15 protein-coding genes are annotated in these 17,121 nt (G+C 36.5%); 9 read left to right on the top strand and 6 right to left on the bottom strand.

Annotated elements, in window-relative coordinates:
• Window positions 1-47 precede the first annotated feature (47 nt).
• Window positions 48-638 carry a hypothetical protein gene (locus tag FHR28_RS18455; protein ID WP_155860340.1) on the bottom strand — a complete coding sequence of 197 codons (591 nt, stop codon included), beginning with the start codon at window positions 636-638 and terminating at the stop codon, window positions 48-50.
• A gap of 574 nt (window positions 639-1,212) precedes the next feature.
• Between FHR28_RS18455 and FHR28_RS18450 the strand changes: the two genes are divergently transcribed.
• Together FHR28_RS18450 and FHR28_RS18445 are read left to right on the top strand one after the other, a co-directional pair.
• The gene (locus FHR28_RS18450; protein ID WP_166783243.1) at window positions 1,213-2,331 is read left to right on the top strand and encodes a Fic family protein; all 1,119 of its coding nucleotides are present in this window, start codon (window positions 1,213-1,215) and stop codon (window positions 2,329-2,331) included.
• A gap of 516 nt (window positions 2,332-2,847) precedes the next feature.
• Window positions 2,848-4,335, top strand: a complete 1,488-nt coding sequence (locus FHR28_RS18445) for a hypothetical protein (protein WP_004722636.1) — start codon at window positions 2,848-2,850, stop codon at window positions 4,333-4,335.
• Window positions 4,336-4,398: 63 nt separating this feature from the next.
• Here the strand turns inward: FHR28_RS18445 and FHR28_RS18440 are convergent, their stop codons facing one another.
• Complete coding sequence (locus FHR28_RS18440; protein WP_004722639.1) at window positions 4,399-5,013, bottom strand: carbonic anhydrase; 615 nt, start codon at window positions 5,011-5,013, stop codon at window positions 4,399-4,401.
• 323 nt (window positions 5,014-5,336) lie between these two features.
• Here FHR28_RS18440 and FHR28_RS18435 point away from each other — a divergent pair, with 323 nt between their 5' ends.
• Window positions 5,337-6,386 carry an alpha/beta fold hydrolase gene (locus FHR28_RS18435; RefSeq protein WP_166783242.1) on the top strand — a complete coding sequence of 350 codons (1,050 nt, stop codon included), beginning with the start codon at window positions 5,337-5,339 and terminating at the stop codon, window positions 6,384-6,386.
• Window positions 6,383-7,393 (top strand): hypothetical protein, encoded by a 1,011-nt coding sequence (locus FHR28_RS18430; protein WP_004722643.1) that lies wholly within the window; start codon window positions 6,383-6,385, stop codon window positions 7,391-7,393. The genes FHR28_RS18435 and FHR28_RS18430 overlap by 4 nt, the downstream gene beginning before the upstream one ends.
• 47 nt (window positions 7,394-7,440) lie before the next feature.
• On the opposite strand, the gene FHR28_RS18425 is transcribed toward FHR28_RS18430, so the two are convergent.
• On the bottom strand, window positions 7,441-9,474 hold the full coding sequence (locus FHR28_RS18425) for a ligand-gated channel protein (protein ID WP_004722645.1): 2,034 nt from the start codon (window positions 9,472-9,474) through the stop codon (window positions 7,441-7,443).
• 300 nt (window positions 9,475-9,774) lie between these two features.
• Complete coding sequence (nfuA, locus tag FHR28_RS18420) at window positions 9,775-10,413, bottom strand: Fe-S biogenesis protein NfuA (RefSeq protein WP_004819478.1); 639 nt, start codon at window positions 10,411-10,413, stop codon at window positions 9,775-9,777.
• Between the two features lie 408 nt (window positions 10,414-10,821).
• Between nfuA and FHR28_RS18415 the strand changes: the two genes are divergently transcribed.
• From FHR28_RS18415 to FHR28_RS18395, 5 genes are all read left to right on the top strand, one after another.
• Window positions 10,822-12,372 carry a hypothetical protein gene (locus FHR28_RS18415; RefSeq protein ID WP_004722648.1) on the top strand — a complete coding sequence of 517 codons (1,551 nt, stop codon included), beginning with the start codon at window positions 10,822-10,824 and terminating at the stop codon, window positions 12,370-12,372.
• 269 nt (window positions 12,373-12,641) lie between these two features.
• Entirely contained in the window at window positions 12,642-13,430 is a 789-nt protein-coding gene (locus FHR28_RS18410) for a crotonase/enoyl-CoA hydratase family protein (RefSeq protein WP_166783241.1), read from the top strand.
• 49 nt (window positions 13,431-13,479) lie between these two features.
• The gene (locus FHR28_RS18405) at window positions 13,480-14,388 is read left to right on the top strand and encodes an alpha/beta fold hydrolase (RefSeq protein ID WP_166783240.1); all 909 of its coding nucleotides are present in this window, start codon (window positions 13,480-13,482) and stop codon (window positions 14,386-14,388) included.
• A gap of 29 nt (window positions 14,389-14,417) precedes the next feature.
• A complete protein-coding gene (locus tag FHR28_RS18400) occupies window positions 14,418-14,978 on the top strand; it encodes a TetR/AcrR family transcriptional regulator (protein WP_004722653.1) in 561 nt (186 codons plus the stop codon).
• Between the two features lie 493 nt (window positions 14,979-15,471).
• The gene (locus tag FHR28_RS18395; RefSeq protein WP_216076340.1) at window positions 15,472-15,714 is read left to right on the top strand and encodes a lysozyme inhibitor LprI family protein; all 243 of its coding nucleotides are present in this window, start codon (window positions 15,472-15,474) and stop codon (window positions 15,712-15,714) included.
• On the opposite strand, the gene FHR28_RS18390 is transcribed toward FHR28_RS18395, so the two are convergent.
• Both FHR28_RS18390 and FHR28_RS18385 read right to left on the bottom strand, forming a co-directional pair.
• The gene (locus FHR28_RS18390) at window positions 15,708-16,292 is read right to left on the bottom strand and encodes a hypothetical protein (protein ID WP_166783239.1); all 585 of its coding nucleotides are present in this window, start codon (window positions 16,290-16,292) and stop codon (window positions 15,708-15,710) included. The two genes, FHR28_RS18395 and FHR28_RS18390, sit on opposite strands and share 7 nt — an antisense overlap.
• Before the next feature lie 178 nt (window positions 16,293-16,470).
• Window positions 16,471-17,097, bottom strand: coding sequence for a hypothetical protein (locus tag FHR28_RS18385; protein ID WP_166783238.1), 627 nt, complete (start codon window positions 17,095-17,097; stop codon window positions 16,471-16,473).
• Window positions 17,098-17,121: the final 24 nt, after the last annotated feature.

The following is a 17,121-nucleotide window of genomic DNA, read 5'->3' as shown; positions in this document are numbered from 1 at the left end:
TCAATTTAGTATTTTTATTTGATTTTAAAAGACTTTTATAGGACAACTCAGTATAGAGTTGAGCTTTTTTTTAATAATCTTCCAGTGGTTAAAGATTCAAAAAAGTTAGCATATTCATCTCCTCTAACTGTTCCACCAGTAGAGTAAGAACCTATAGATTTTCTATAACGCACAAGATAATCAAATAATGTTCCATACTTTGTTACCGTATAAGTATTTTTATCGATTTCATAAATAAAATCATTTTCATCTTTGGTGTACATAAAAAAAACATTCAAATGTTCATTCTCACCGCAGATTTCAAAATATTGTTTTTCAACTAAATCATCTACTCCACAATTCTCTAAAAATTTGACTGTAGGATCATCCTCCTGCATTAAATCATTTTGTCTTTCTTTACCAAATCCTAAACCGCGAAAACTGTTATATATATAAAAATTATCACCAAAAAGAAGACCACCAGAACATTTACCCATGGTCATAAGTAACTCTTTAAATTGCCCGTGAATTGAAATATTGTGACTTAGCTCAATTTGATAAATCTCATCTTCTGTGTAGCCTTCAATACGATCTAAATGCTCAATAAAGTGGTTCTTTTCTGCTTTGATGGATGACAACATTTTTATAAGATTGTTCATTTTGATTACCTTTAAATTTACTACCTGTAAATGATCTTTAATTTTCTGAAAGAGAAATCGCATAATAGCGTACTCAAAACTCTCTCCCCTTAGAAAAATGAAAATATCTTGTAAATATAGAAAGAATTTGAACTCCAAATAGCAAATTACACAAACATCCAAATTATGATTGAAGTAGGCATTTTCAGGAATGAGCACCTGTATGAGTACCTTGTAGAAATACAAAATCAATAAAATATATTAATATCATAATCTTATGTTATAGATTCTAGGCTCGCAGGGCGCACAATTAAAGAAGAATAAAAAAAAATTCTCTTTACCAAAATTAAGACAATAAAATTAAGCCTTACAAAAGTTTTCGAACGGTAATTTTAATCATGTTTAAGGCTGATGATAAAAGCTAAAGATTAGATTACTTGCGCCCAAATATTAAAAAACCTAAATATACAAAATTATAGTTATGGATCTAAATCGATATAAGCGAGCTAATTAAGCATCTTATTCAACTCATATAGTGAGCCGAATATATGCTATATTTAGCTCATCTTGGAAAAGTTCTAAGTGGAGATTTAAGATGCAAGAGTGGATTTGGCAAACCAACAACTGGACAAACTTTAGATGGGAAGATGAAATCATCTTACCCAAAACCAGACAGATTCATCAAAAAATTGGAATTCTACTTGGGCAAAGTCAACATGATTTAGCCAAAGAGCAATTCACCTTAAATATTCTACTTACCAATCTTGTTGCATCATCCGCGATTGAAAATGAAACCTTAAATGTGTATTCATTACGTTCCTCACTTGCACGTCGTCTAGGCGTTACGCTTGACCAACCTTATCCAAGTTCGGACAGATCTGAAGGTTTGGCCAATATCATGCTTGATGCGCTGAACAATGTGAAACAACCACTTACTGTTGAACGTCTTATGCAATGGCATCAATGGCTTTTTAATGATCCCGATTGGACAATGCAGCGCTTACGCATTGGTCAACTCAGAGGTTCAGAACCAATGCAGGTTGTTTCTGGTCGATTGGATTATCCGACAGTTCACTTTGAAGCACCTCCTAGAGAAGGACTTGAAGAACGTTTAGAAGCCTTTATAAATTGGTTTAATCTTAGTCTAACCGATGCGTTGCTTGATCCCCTACTTCGTGCGGGTATTACTCACTTATGGTTTATCACACTGCATCCTTTTGATGATGGTAACGGGCGTATTACCCGTACACTGACAGACCTGGCCTTAGCACAAATGGATCAGCAGAGTATTCGCTTGTATGCGATGTCCCCTGTTATATTAAACAAACGTAAAAGTTACTATGAAATCTTAGAGCAAAGCCAAAAAAATGATTCCAATATCACTAATTGGCTTGTCTGGTTTTTAGACACCTTAAATGACAGCCTCGAAACGACGTTAAAACAAATTAATCGAACTGTATTTAAAAGTCAGTTTTGGTATAAATATTCAAATTTAGATCTCCATGAAGGACAACGCAGGGTATTGAATCGCTTATTAGATGGTGGAGAAAATGGCTTTGAACATGGTATTAGTGCCTCTCAATATCAAAAGGTTGCTAAAGTCAGTAAAGCAACAGCTACTCGGCATTTATCCGACCTGTTAGAAAAAGGATGTATAATCAAATTGGAAGGTGGTGGACGCAATACTCGCTATCAAATCAATTCCCTATTATAAAAATAATACCCTTTTTAAAGGTGTTTTTTGCGATAAAGCCAATTTACTTAAAATATTTTTATCGGTTTTGAATAGATAAATCAAAAACTTGAATCCTATAAGGGCGCACAATTGAAGAAGAATAAAAAGTGACTTTCTGTCTTTACAAAGATTTAATATTGAGCCACTTATATTGCCAAATAAACTCAACGTTATTTTGACCATTTGGTTATATTTTATGCAATCCATCAATCACGAAATTATCTAAATTTTACTATTTTCACTTTGAATTTTTTTAATATCTCTATAAATAATCACATCTTTATATTTTTTTCTAAATCCTCGCCCACTAAACTAAACTACATAGTTCATTTTTTTTTCACTAATTCACCCTCTAGAGTATTTACTCTTATTTTTTATATGTTATTTTGTAAATAGAAGTAACTTTGAGTTGTATATTTAAGTATCAAAATTATTTCTCATTCAAAACTTAAGTACTTCAAAGTATTCATTTTATTATATTAGGGAAAAATTAAAATGAAATTAAAACATTTATCAATCGCGATAATTGCTGCAAGTTTGCCAATGACTGGTGTTTTTGCCGCAGCAATGGATCGCTCAGGCCAATCAATTTCGGCATTCCTTCAACCTAATAATTATTTTGAAGCTGGTATTTCAGTTTTAGATCCAACTGTTGAAGGTCGAGAAGCTGGAGATACGCCTAAACCATATCGTGAAATTAGTGATATGGGAGATGATTATTATTTTCCATCTGCTGCGATTAAATTACAACTGACTGATCAAGTCTCATTTGGTCTTTTATATGACAAACCATTTGGGGCAGATGCTGCATATTCAGGTGAAAATGCTTTCGTTTCGTCTGATCACGATACTGTATTACCTCAGGATAGATTAACAGCACTTCGTGCAACTACAATTACAAAGAATGTAAATGAGCAAGTTGTTGCCCGAGCTACACAACAAGCAATTGCTGCAACAGGTTCCCCAACCCCCCCTCAAGCAGTAATTGATCAGATTGCAACACAAATTAGAGGAAATGCTGGTGCAATGGCTTTGATCACAACTGGTGTAACACAAGCTGTGGATCAAGGTATTGCAGGAGCGAATAGTACACTAGGTAAGGGCAACACCAAAGTTAAAGTAGATACCCAAAATATTTCAATGATTTTTGGTTTTCAACCGATTGCAAACTTAAACTTCTATGGTGGTGGTGTTTACCAAACAATTAAAGGGAATGTTAGTCTACGTGGTCAAGCATATAGTTTATATAATGGCTATGATGCAAACATCAAAGAGACTGGCGGTGTGGGTTGGTTAGCAGGTGCTGCATATCAGATTCCAGATATCGCATTAAAAGCATCGGTAACTTATCGTTCTGAAATCGATCATGATGTGAATATCAATGAATCGATTCCTACGCTTGGTGCATTAGCTTTACTCGGTGATACTGGAACTGCTGCGGCAAAAGCAATTGCTGCTGCCAATGGTAAAACGACAATTACGACACCACAGTCTGTTAACATCGATTTACAAACAGGAATCATGGCAAATACCATTGCTTTCGCAAACCTGCGTTGGGTAAATTGGAAAGATTTTTCAATCCAACCGTTAAAATTTGGTAAAGTTTCTCAAGCAATCGGTGGTCTAGTTAACCGTCCAAATGGATTTAACTTGGTTGAATATTCTGATGATCAATATAGTGTGACTGCGGGTGTTGGTCGTAAAATTAATGACCTATGGTCAGGAACTGTTGCAGTAGGTTGGGACTCTGGCGCGGGTAACCCAGTTTCAACTTTAGGCCCTACAGAAGGTTATTGGAATCTAGGTTTAGGTGTTCAATATAGCCCTACGCCTGCAACGTTCATCGCTGGTGGTGTTAAATACTTCTGGTTAGGTGATGCAAAAGCACAAACAGGTGCTCAATCAGGTGGCGATACTTATGTTGCAGAGTTTAAAGATAACAATGCAATCGCTTATGGTTTAAAAATTGGTTATAGATTCTAAGAGTCTATACCGATAAAAAAATCCCACTTTAAGTGGGATTTTTTATGATGGCAATTTCAAACATTAAAAATCATAAAAAGAAACTTCGCCCGTTTCCAAAGAATATTCAGCACCAACGACTTTTAATTTACCTTTGGCAATTAAGTTTTCTAATACGGCTGAACCATGGCGTAATTGATTAACTGAAGCAAAAACATTTGATTTCACGGCATGCATTGATAGCTTTTCTAAGTCATCTTTCAATTCAGTTTGCATTAGAATTTCAACTGAGGGACGAACACGGTTTACAATTGACATAAGATTTGCAGAAGGTGGTGTATTTGGATTCTTCAGCGCTTCAATCGTTGAATGAATCGCACCACAATGGCTATGCCCTAAAACAACAACCAATGGACAGCCAAAACTATCTGCGGCAAATTCCACACTGCCCACTTGTGACGGCGCGACAATATTACCTGCAACACGAATCACAAATAAATCACCGAAACCTTGGTCAAAAACCATTTCTGCTGGAACACGAGAGTCTGAACAACCTAAAATAATGGCAAATGGCTCTTGGCTGTCCATCATTTCAGATCGTTGCTGATGCGTCAAAAATTTAGTCAGATTGGTTTCACCATGTGCAAAACGTTCATTACCCTGTTTTAATCGTTCTAAAGCTTCTTGAGCAGTTAGCATGTCCTTTGTTCCATTGTGTGGAGAGTGTGATTATTTTAATGCCGCAAAATGTGAAAGTCACTGACTAAAAATAAACTCTGTTACAATTTTTGTTATGTAGAGGATATGGGGCTGAATTTCAAAAATACATAGACATAATTCACAGTTTAATTAAAATTATTTAACTAAAATACAAAATAATCTCTATATTAGTTGAGTTGGACACTGAAACTATGGCAAAAAACTTACAAATAAGACTTTCTCGGCAAATGTTGAAAAAATTATGATCATGAATAATATTTTTACTTTATATAATGCCTAGTCTTTTACTCGGAACCCTCTGCATGTCTGAACTGGCCCATAAAAAAATTCTTCATTTTTTAAACAGCATATTGTTAAGTTTGACTGCGATCGGTGTATTGTTTTTAGGTAGTCATAACCATGCAACTGCTGGCACACCAGAATATGTGGATTATTTAAAAATTGTACAAGAAGAACGTGCTTGGGCAGGATTAACGTCTAAAACATTGCGTGTGGGTGATGTTATTTGGTCTTATAGTGAAGGTGGTTCTAAAGATAAGCCAACAGTTTTACTGATTCATGGTTTAGCCAGCAGCCGTGATACATGGAATGATATTGCGCAGTCATTGACCCCATATTACCATGTGATTATTCCAGACTTGCCTTCAGCAGGAAGTACCCAAGTTCCAGCCAATTTTGATTTATCTGTACCGAATGTAACTGAGCAACTTAGACGCTTTATTGAAGCTGCACATATCCAGGATAATTTAAATATTGCAGGACATTCATTGGGGGGAACCATTGCAATGTTTTATGCATCACAATATCCATTTGATACGAAAAGCTTATTCTTAATGAGTACTGGGGGTATTTTTAAATCAACAAATACCAATTATTTAAGAAATCCGATCTATCTCAAACAATTATTAATCACACAAAAAGGTGATTTGGATTTTGTCATGAAAAAGGTGATGTTTAATCCACCTTTTACTGCACGTGTGATTAAAGATGAACAAGAAAAATTGTTCATTGCTAAATCTCAAGACACAGCCAAAATCATCAATCAAATTGACGCACTCAATCGACTCTACACCCCTTCAACCTTTACCACGATGTTAAAAAACATTGAAGCGCCCACCATGATTCTTTGGGGTGAACAAGATCAGATTGTAAATGCCGATGTTGCAAATGAATTAAAATCAGTATTAAAACGCCCTGAAACACCGATTATTCTACAACGTGTTGGGCACATGCCATTACTTGAAGCACCTGAACGTGTTGCAGACCACTATTTAAGCTTTTTAAATAAAGTACAGCCTTTGCAAAACCCATTGTCAGATCAAACACATGGACAAATTGAGTTCAAAAAATGAAAAATCAACTCATTGAACAATTGATCGAAGCCCAACTTGGCTTTTTAGATCAAGAATTTTCACAGGCTGATACGATTAAAATTGAGTTTACTGAATTTTATCATTGGTTTAGAAAACAGCCTTTAAAACAAATTTGGTCTTTTGCACAAATTCATGATTTATTGTCAAAGCAAATTTTAGCGACACCTGCAAACAACTTTCTCATTGAGCAAATCGCTGAGCATATTCGTTTTGCATTGATTCATCCAAGTAATGATGAAGCGTTAATTGAGGATATTATTCCAGTCACCACGATTGATAAAATCGCACAATATGTCGCAAGCAAATCAGGTCATCGCCAAGCTTTGATCAAACGTGTTGTCAATAATCCTGCCTTTTCAAGCATGTTAACCCAATTGATCCATCATTCTATTCAAGACTATATTGATAATTCGGTCATGAATAAAAAAGTTCCTGGTGTGGGACGTTTTATGAAGATGGGGAAATCAGTTTTAGAATCGGTTACCGACACTAATTTAGATGATACGGTTAAGCATTATCTGCAAAAAAATATTATTAAAATTAGCCAGTTGAGTGAACAAGTCATTAATCAACAATTTGATGACAATAAGCTTTATCATTTTCAAGCCAATTTATGGCATAAAATTAAAAAAGTACCGATTGCTGTATTGCGTAATTATGTTGAAATTAACGACTTACCTAAAACTGTAGGTATGGGGCATGAAATATGGGAACATATTCGCCAAACAGATTATTTAAAGAAACAAGTGCATGATGGCGTACTGACTTGGTATGTACGTAATGCAGAACGCCCTTTTGATTTAATTTTAAGTGATATCAATATTGATGAAGCGTTGATTCAAAATCAATTACAACAGTTACTTGAACCTGTTATTCAACAAATGGTTGCTTCTCAACACTTAAAGAGTCGTGCACGGATCTATCTGGAAAAATTTTATTATTCAGATGAAACTTTAAAGATTCTCAATATTGAAAAAGGCGCATAAAGCGCCTTTTTCATGATTAAACAAATTTAATGCAATTTAATTGAGCTTTAGAACTTATAAATTAAACCCAAATTGTAACGGCGGCCATCCAGTACATAATTATAAGTCGCAGTATCTATGCTTTTATCAAATAAGTTATAAATACCAGCATTGAACTGCAACACATTGGAAGGTTTATAGTTTAGACCAACATCAATCATTGCATACGCTGGTCTACCTTTCCCCATCGATGTACGGCTTAAATAGTCAGAAGTTTTACTTCTTACATTTAATCGGCTCCACATTCCAACTTGATCATTTGTTTGCCAATCGAATGTGGTATTAAACATATGTTTCGGCATTTCATTTAATGGCTTACCTTTAAATGCACCACTCTTTTGTTCAGTATCCGTAAATGTATAATTTGTTGCCCAACGAACATCTGGCGTGATTGCCCAACCCAGAGTCGCCTCTATACCACGCATATTTGCTTTATCGACATTGATACGTTGACTGACAAAATCGAATTGTTGACCTAACCAAGAACATCCCATAGTTCCAGAGTCTCCTTGGCAGGTGCGAATTTCAGTAATTTTATCTTTAAATTCACTATTAAATACGGTAAAACCAGCATCTAAATTGTCATTATTATCCCAGTTAATCGATGCTTCATAATTGATACTGGTTTCTGGTTTTAAATCTGGATTACCCACAATCATACCACTTGACTGACCACCACCTGTTGCCTGTCCCCACCCTGCAACAGTGGCACGTAATGCCGGAGTTTTATAACCTGTTGATACCCCACCTTTAACAATCCAGTTATCATTCAAGGTCCAAACACCATAGACTTTCGGGCTAAAATGATCACCAAATTTTTCATCTTTGTCATAGCGTAATGAAGCAGTTACCGTGAATGGCTCTACAATATTCCACGCATCTTCAGCAAATAATGCCCAGCTATAGCGATCTAAGTTTGTTAATTTTGATCCACCAATAACTAACTGATTGCCAAAATCCTCAAGCTCTTCTTTTAAATAACTTCCCCCGAAGCTCAAAGCATGAGAACCTAAATTGATTTGGTTCAAAGTATTAAACGTTGTATTGATTGCTTCCATGCTACGGGATGGATTTTCATTTTCCTCACGTTGAATATAAGAATGTGTCTTTAAATCGCCAATTTCGCCACGATGAGTCAAACTATATTCAGTACGATAATAATCAGTATATGAATTGGTCGGGGGACTGCCATTTCGACCAGGTACATTGGCGATTGTTTTACCTACCGTCTGATCACGGTTTTGAATTGATCGCTGATATTCTAAATCAATGGTATGTTCAGAACTTGGCGTCAAGCTCAGTGTTGCGCCACCCGCACGTATACGTTGCTTATTATAGCCACCAATGATGTCATCTTCATTGCGTTGTGAGAATGTTCCATTCGCCTTTAAGCCAAGTAAATTACGGATTAGAGGACCTGAAACATATAGGTTTGCTTGGTGAATATCTCCAGAATCTCTATTTTCTTGTAGTGTCGTATCCAATTTAACCGAACTAGTCCAAGTATCTGCGACTTTTTTGGTAATAATATTAATCACACCGCCCATGGCATCTGAACCATATAAACCAGACATCGGGCCACGAATCACTTCTATACGTTCAATACTTTCAATACTTGGCATCCAACCTTGCTCGATACCCGAGTTATCACTATTTGGTCGAACTGAACGTGTATTGACCTTTTTACCATCAATCAAAAAAACCGTATAGGCACTACCCATACCACGGATACTAATATCACTTGAACTTCCACCACCTGTTACGACTACACCAGGAACATCTTTAAGTGCATCGGTTATATCTCTATACGCTTTTTTATTAATGTCTTCTTGCGTTAAAACTGAAATAGATGCTGCAGCTTGTTTCACCTCTTGCTCAAAACCACTTGCTGTCACAACAATCGTTTCTAATTTGGTTGACTCTGTAGACTGAGAATTAGTTTTATTAGAAGGTTCTTGTGATTCTGCGGCATAGGCAGTTCCCATCATAACGGTGATAATGGAGAGAGATAACGCAGATTGGATGATACGGTTAGTTGACATAAGGTATTCCAAAGAGGCTAAGAATGAATAGACAATGAAGGTTTAGATACAATGTGTAATAAAAACACCACAGCATTATAAACAATATTAATAACTATTCTCATTTTTATTAACCATTCGGTTAATATTTGGACATTTCTAGGCATATCTTTAAGTTTTTATTCTGTTTTTTAAGATTCATTTAAGCTTATTAAGATTTAAAAAATACAAAAGTTAAATTTAGCTATGCATTATCCATAAAAAAACCTCCGAAATTCGGAGGTTTTAAAGAACAGTCAAATATCTACATTGATATACAGATTATTTGAAATAAGCGCCTTCTGCTTGACTATGGTCAGTCTGATCGACCACACGCCCGAGTTCAGGAATATGCTCTTTAAGCGTAGTTTCTACACCTTGTTTTAACGTTACATCGATCGCAGAACAGCCTTGACAGCCACCACCGAATTTTAATACCGCAGTTAAACCATGTTCTTCATCTTCAACCACTTCTACCAGTGCACAGTTTCCGCCATGCCCTGCCAATCCAGGATTGATCTCTGCCTGAAGAATATAAGTAATTCGCTCTTCCATAGACGCATCTGGACCAACACGTGGTACTTTCGAGTTAGGTGCACGGAAAGTAAGCTGCCCACCAAAACGGTCTTTGTTGTAATCAATTACAGCATCTTTCAGATATGGAATCGACGGTGTATCAATAAATGCAGGAAAATCAGGATAATCTTGTTTGTAATCTGTTGGAGCAATTTCATCAGGTGCACTGTATGCCATACAACATTCAGCACGTGGAGTACCTGGATTTTCAACAAATACACGAACGCCAATTCCTGGAGTATTTTGCTTCTCCAAAAGATCTTTTAAATACTCTTGCGCATTGGGAGTAATCAATAAATTTGGAATTTCTTCTGCAACCGCAGTATTGGTGTTCTCAGTCGACATAACTCTATCCTCAAGCTGAAGTCGGTATTTTAACTGAAGATGAGGCTGAATGAGTGAAAATCAACTAAAATTGTCGGAATTAACTTAAAAAGATGTAAAAAATATAATCTACGCAAATTTCAACTTAAAATATTCGTGTAATAAGTGAATATAAATCATACACAAATAGATATTTACTGCATTTTAGCTTATCAACAAATCGCGCTTTAAAACGCATAAAATGACACTAATGAAAATTTTTATAAATGAAATACTAAGTTTAATTTAAGACATTTTTCGCACTGATTTATTCAATTTATACGACCAATTTATCTGAATTTTGTCAGAAAATGCCACCCAAATATTGAATATGGCATGGATAATGTATACATCTGTATATTAATGATGAAATAAAACGAGATATTTTGCATGTCCAGTTCAATTGATGGTTTACAGTTTCCAGTTCATCCAAAGACTCAAAAAAGTAGCAGCTCGCAAGTCGGTAAAGAAATCATTGCAGAAGCACTTTCCTTGGTTGATCATCTCAGCGCACAGCAAGCTTTAGATGAAAAAAACTGGCGTAAAAATTATCCAGTTTATTTTAAGGCATTGGTTGAACATGGCATTCGTTCAAGTCATAACGCCATCACTATTGCCAAACAAGGCTTACACAAAGCCCAACATAGCTTTGATTTCTTTAGAGATGGACAACGCTATTCTTTAAAAGATATTGGTACAGTTCCAGTACTAGACAAGATTCAAAGCGTTAGTTTTAAAGGTCATTCAGATGCTGAGGTGGAGTGGTTTGTACCCTATCACGGGCAAAAACTACAAGGCGAAGCGCTATATCAGCAAATTCAAAAGTGGCAAGACACTGGCATTATTGAAGCCAGCCATGCAGACGCCCTCAGAGAAGTGATTGCACATCCTGAATGGTTTGATTTATCGGATCGTACCTTAGTTTTATTTGGCGCAGCTTCAGAGGCAGGCCCATTAACATGGTTATCAAAATGGAAAGCCAATATTGTTGCCGTTGATCTACCCAATGAACGCGTTTGGGAGAGAATTCTTAAAACCATTGAAAATGGCAATGCTACACTGTACGCGCCTAGTTTTCAAAAAATCGTCAATAACCATGATATTGAAGAATTAAAAAGTAAACTTGGGGCAAATTTACTGACCCAAATTCCAGAAATTACGCAATGGCTTTGTGATAATCCACACAAGTTAGATTTGGCCTCTATTGCTTATTTGGATGGTGAGAAACATGTACGTGTGTCGATGGCAATGGACACGATTATGAGCCATGTTAGTGAACACAAGAATGATTCATCACTAATGTATATGTGTACGCCTACAGATGTTTATGCAGTACCTGAAGAAGTGATTGAAGGTTCAAACAAAAAGTTCAAATATAGATCAAAATTTGAAACTGTACTCAGCAAAGGGATTGCAACCCTTTCCTTAAAGCAATTCTTTAAGCACCATGATCAACAATTGATTCGCTCTGACAATGGTAAATTCTATGGGATTGCTGATTGTCTGGTGGTTGAACAAGGCCCTAATTATGCATTGGCAAAACGTATTCAACAGTGGCGTGCAACTTTAGCACGACATCAAGGGCAACATGTCAGTATCAATATTGCACCATCCACGACGACACATTCGGTCACCAAGAATCCGTTGCTTAAAGCTGCGTTCAACGGTGCGAGTTTGTTTGATGTAGAAGCGTTCCGTCCTGAAACAACCAATTCAATTATGGCAGCGCTTTGGATTCATGACCTAAGAAATCCTAAGTCTGTTGCAAATCCTGAAACAGAGATGGGGCATCCATTAGAATTGATGATGGAAGGCGCCAATCATGGTGGTTTATGGCGTGTCGCCTATCTTGCTCGCACAGCCTTACCTTTTGCTGCAATTTATGGGTATGCGAGTGATAAATTACCGATGCAAAAACTTTTAACCAAGTTTAAAAAGTAACTCTTCAGGTTTAAATCCCTTTAAATTAAATGCCCAGTGATAAATTTAGCTGGGCATTTAAGTGTATGAGCAGTTTTTTATGTCTTGTTAAATTTCTTATAAAAAGTATAGGCACTCCCCCAAAGCGCCAAATAACATACATAATGCAGCAATCCTTTAACGCCTTAAATATGCTATACCAATGTAAACGGTTCAGTCATTCTAAAATGATTGACAGTTTTCTAACGATCGTTTAAAAACTTATAAAACAACCAATGAGAGAACAACAAATGTCAAATCTACAAGGAAAAGTCAGTCGTGAAATCCGTGGTCATATTTTTTTAATTGGCTTAGATCGTGCAGATAAACGCAATGCTTTTGATAGTCATATGATTCACGACCTATCACTGGCTTTAACTGAATATGAAAATAATCCACAACTACGCTGTGCGGTGGTCTTTGCACATGGCGATCATTTTACCGCAGGATTGGACTTGGTTGAATTACAACCAAAACTAGCCGATGGGGTATTTAATTTTAGCGATGATATTGTGAATCCTTGGGGAACTGTTGGGCGTCAAAGAACAAAACCATTGGTAACCGCGGTACAAGGCTATTGTTATACCGCTGGTATTGAATTGATGTTGAATTCTGACATCGTTGTTGCCAATGAAAATACTCAATTTACCCAAATTGAAGTACAGCGCGGTATCTTACCTTTTGGTGGTGCAACAGTACGTTTCGTCCAAGCTGCTGGCTGGGCAAAAGCCATGAAATATGTGTTAACTGGTGATTTATTTTATGCACAAACAGCCTATGAAATGAACTTAGTCACTGAGGTTGTTGAGGATAACCAACAGTTAACGCGTGCCATAGAGCTGGCTGAACGTATTGCCAATGCGGCACCACTTGCCGTCCAAGCGGCACTCCATTCGGCACATCAAGCCTTTTTACAAAGTCCTGAAGGCGCATTTGCAAACCTACAAAATCTACTTAGCCCTTTACTCGCCTCTGAAGATGCGCAAGAAGGTGTGAGAGCAATGATCGAACGTCGAGCACCACAGTTTAAAGGCAAGTAAACCAATCATAGCGATATACGGCGATAACCTAATAACTGTGGGAACAATCATGCAAAATTTAAAGTATTCAACTGAAATCAAACACTTGAATGGCAATAGTTTTACAAGCCAAGCCATCAGCTTTAAGGCATTGGATGGTTATGTACTGGCTGGCGTACTTTACACCCCAGTCAATACAATCAAAGCAAATCTTGTTGTTTCCAGTGCAACAGGTGTCCCACAAGCATTTTATCGCCGCTTCTCTGAATATGCAGCACAATTGGGTTATCAGGTACTCACTTTTGATTATCGTGGCGTGGCCAAATCTGCGCCACGGCAATTAAAAGGTTTTAAAATGTCATATCTGGATTGGGGAACATTAGATTTAGCAGGTGCAATTGACTACAGTTTTAAACAAGATACGCCCCTATTTTTAGTTGGACATTCTTACGGTGGACAAGCCTTAGGGTTAACACCGAATCACGACAAAGTAAGTGCAATGTATTGTTTTGGCACAGGTGCTGGCTGGCATGGCTATATGCCATTTAAAGAAAAAATTAAAGTTCAGGTAATTTGGAACATTATCTTTCCACCTATGGTGGCGATTACAGGTTACTTACCTTGGAGTAAACTCAATATGGGTGCAGATTTACCTAAAGGGGTCTACCAACAATGGCGTAGATGGTGCAAAAATCCCACTTACTTTTTTGCAGATCCTGAGCAACAAAATTTGCATGAACAATATGCCCAAATTAAAACGCCGATTTATGCAGTGGCCGCTTTAGATGATGATTGGGCATTGCCAAATTCTCGTTATGCTTTTATGCAACATTACAAAAATGCGCCCATGCACTTTATCAACATATCCGCAGACGAGTTTGGTTTAAAACAGATTGGACATATGGGCTATTTTCGTCAAGGTTCGGAGCCAATTTGGGATAAAATGTTAAATACTTTCGAAACATTCATCCACGATTAATTTTAACTCCATAAGCAGCAAGGTCATCTATGCGCCCACAAAAACTTAGGCCTGAACATATGTTAAATACCTGTGCTTTACAATTTAAAGCACATGGTTATGCTGGAACAAGTATGGAGATGTTGGCAAAAGCATGTGGACTCAGTAAAGCATCGTTTTATTATTATTATCCCAACAAACAAGCCTTATTGATGCAGATCTTAGCGCACACTCATCTTTATTTAAATCAATCGCTGTTTAAACTCGAAGATTTTGCTGTAGTGGATGCAAATCAACAATTTCAAATCATCCATGATAAAGCTGTTCATTTTTTTAGTTATGAAATAAAAGGCTGTTTAGTGGGGATACTGTCCTTAGAGGCAAGCCATATTTCTTTAGAAGTCTTGGAAAAAATCCGTGAAATTTTCCAAGATTGGCAAAATGCCTTGTATCAATTATTTCAACAAAAAATGGATCAAGCCGATGCACAAATTTTGGCAAAAATAAGTGTGGCCGATTATGAGGGTGCGATTTTAATGTATCGACTAAATAACGATCTGTTCTATTTAAATCAAGTCAAAGCGCGAATTTCTCAACAACTCTCCCTATAATACTCGACTGATTTGCAACTTCTTGGTGAAAATTAAATGATAAAAAAGATCAAATATAGTTTTTTAGCTTTGCTTTTTATGAGCCTATTCAATACAGCTTATGCACAATGCAATCAACAAGATCAACGACAAGCTTATCAATGTATGCAGCAGCAATTAAAAACAGATAAAGCGAAAATAATAGGGTCTGTTGACAATTCGTCTACGTTTGCGACTACGTGTGTTTTTTAGGCGGCACTAGGCACGAAATATGAAATTTAGTCATTCTAAATGAATAGTTCGTAACGACGTAGCGGCAAAAAACACGCTAGTCCCCCGCTGCGCCTTGCGCTGCAAACAAAGCAGTGCTTTGTTCTTGCTCAGGGTTGTGGCTAAAATTATCTCAGCCTCCGTTATGAAACTTGAAAATAGTCTCGCTATTCTCTTCGTTTCATGCTTTACGACGTATACGTCTCATGCTCAATTTTAACCTACAACGCAAGCCGTTTATGAAATGCCAACAGACCCTGAGCTATATCAACGCATTTATCTGCAATACGATGATAACAACAAGTTATTACTAGAAAAATCACAAAAAGCTTGGCTCAATTATCGTGATGCTCAATGTAATGAACTCATGGGAAGTCTTACTTATGGTGCTTTGGGATTGGCATCAGGATTTGCACATTTAGATTGTGAAATCAATTCCACAACATTTCGACTAAAAGAATTAAGCAGTCTAATAGAAAATCAATAACGATCTTTAAATTCGGCTTTATGTTCTATGCCTTGATGATCAACATGCGCATAGAACACCCCATAACGTCCGACATAGTATTCAAGTGATTGTTCATGATAACTCCAAAAAATAGACCATTCACCAAAATCAAAAGACCCGATCTGACTTTGTGTATTCATCGGCATTTTACTGAGTACATCATGTTGAATATGCCCGGCTTGAGAAAAATCTTTGGTCTGTAAAGCTTGTTCAAAAAACAGTTGCGCCGCTGCATCAAATAACCGTTGGTCTTCATCAGTGATCGGCTTGGCGGGGGTATGTTGCTCCTCAAGTACGGTCGGCTGCTCTACTTGAACTGTAGAATTTAATGGTGCTGTTGCTACTGTTGAACTCGCTTTTTGTCGCTCTTCTGCAATCATCTGTTTAATCAGCTTGGTTTTTTCAGGTAAATCATTATCGTCTTGAGGATTCTGAACCAATTGAGATAATGCTTGTCGTTGTTCTTCAAAAGCTGCATTAATTTTTTGTTTAGCAACCCACCGCCATAACACATATAACGTGATCAAAAATAATAGGACAATGATAAATTTCAACATAGCGTAATCTCAAGCATATAATACGCCCCAGTTCAGACTCATGAGCTAAGTTTAAAGCTGAGTATTTTGATTGTTTTTTTAATAGTTTACCCAGTAAATTGTATAACTATCTCACTAGAGATACCCAGCTTAAACGTAACAATTGTTTTCTTTATACAGATAAACCAGATCTCTTATTTTAATTTTGTAATGCTTTTAGATCACCTGAAGCAAATACGATCCCTTTGCCTGGCACCTTTTTGAGTATTATTGGTTTTACTATATTTTTATATATCGGCTGGTCATCTTTAAGCGCTTTTAAATCAATTTTTTGAATAAAAATCTGATCATTTTTACTATACAGCTTTACCCCACCTTCATCTGAAGCCATATAATGAACTTTCACATGATAGATATTTTGTAGATCTGGCATCCACACAATCACTAAATCACCGCCACGTTCATACATATTGTCAAACACAATCGTATCTGCATCCACTTGCTCAGATTTAACACCAACATAACCACTTGCATCCGCCAGTTGATCGACTAAATATAATGATTTTTTAGCACCCAACTGTATCCCATACGCTGAAAAATATTGCTCTCGATCTTGCTTTTTACGGATACAGGAATAGGTTTTTAATACGACTTTTGTCGAGCGTAATTGATAAGTTTGAGGTAAAAATATGTCTTCATCATCTTGATAACATTGTTTTGAAAGCTGCATTTGAATGTTCAATTGTTGAAATTCTTGTGCATATATAGATGACGTGATCACGACACTACAAATGAATAATAACTGTTTGATATATTGTATTTTCATTTCAATTTTCTATATTTTAGGATA

Origin of the sequence: Acinetobacter sp. BIGb0196, assembly GCF_011759595.1 — a bacterium.
Classification (GTDB): Bacteria; Pseudomonadota; Gammaproteobacteria; order Pseudomonadales; family Moraxellaceae; genus Acinetobacter; species Acinetobacter guillouiae.
Note: the sequence above shows the minus strand (reverse complement) of the source record. Positions and strands in the feature narration are given on the sequence as shown.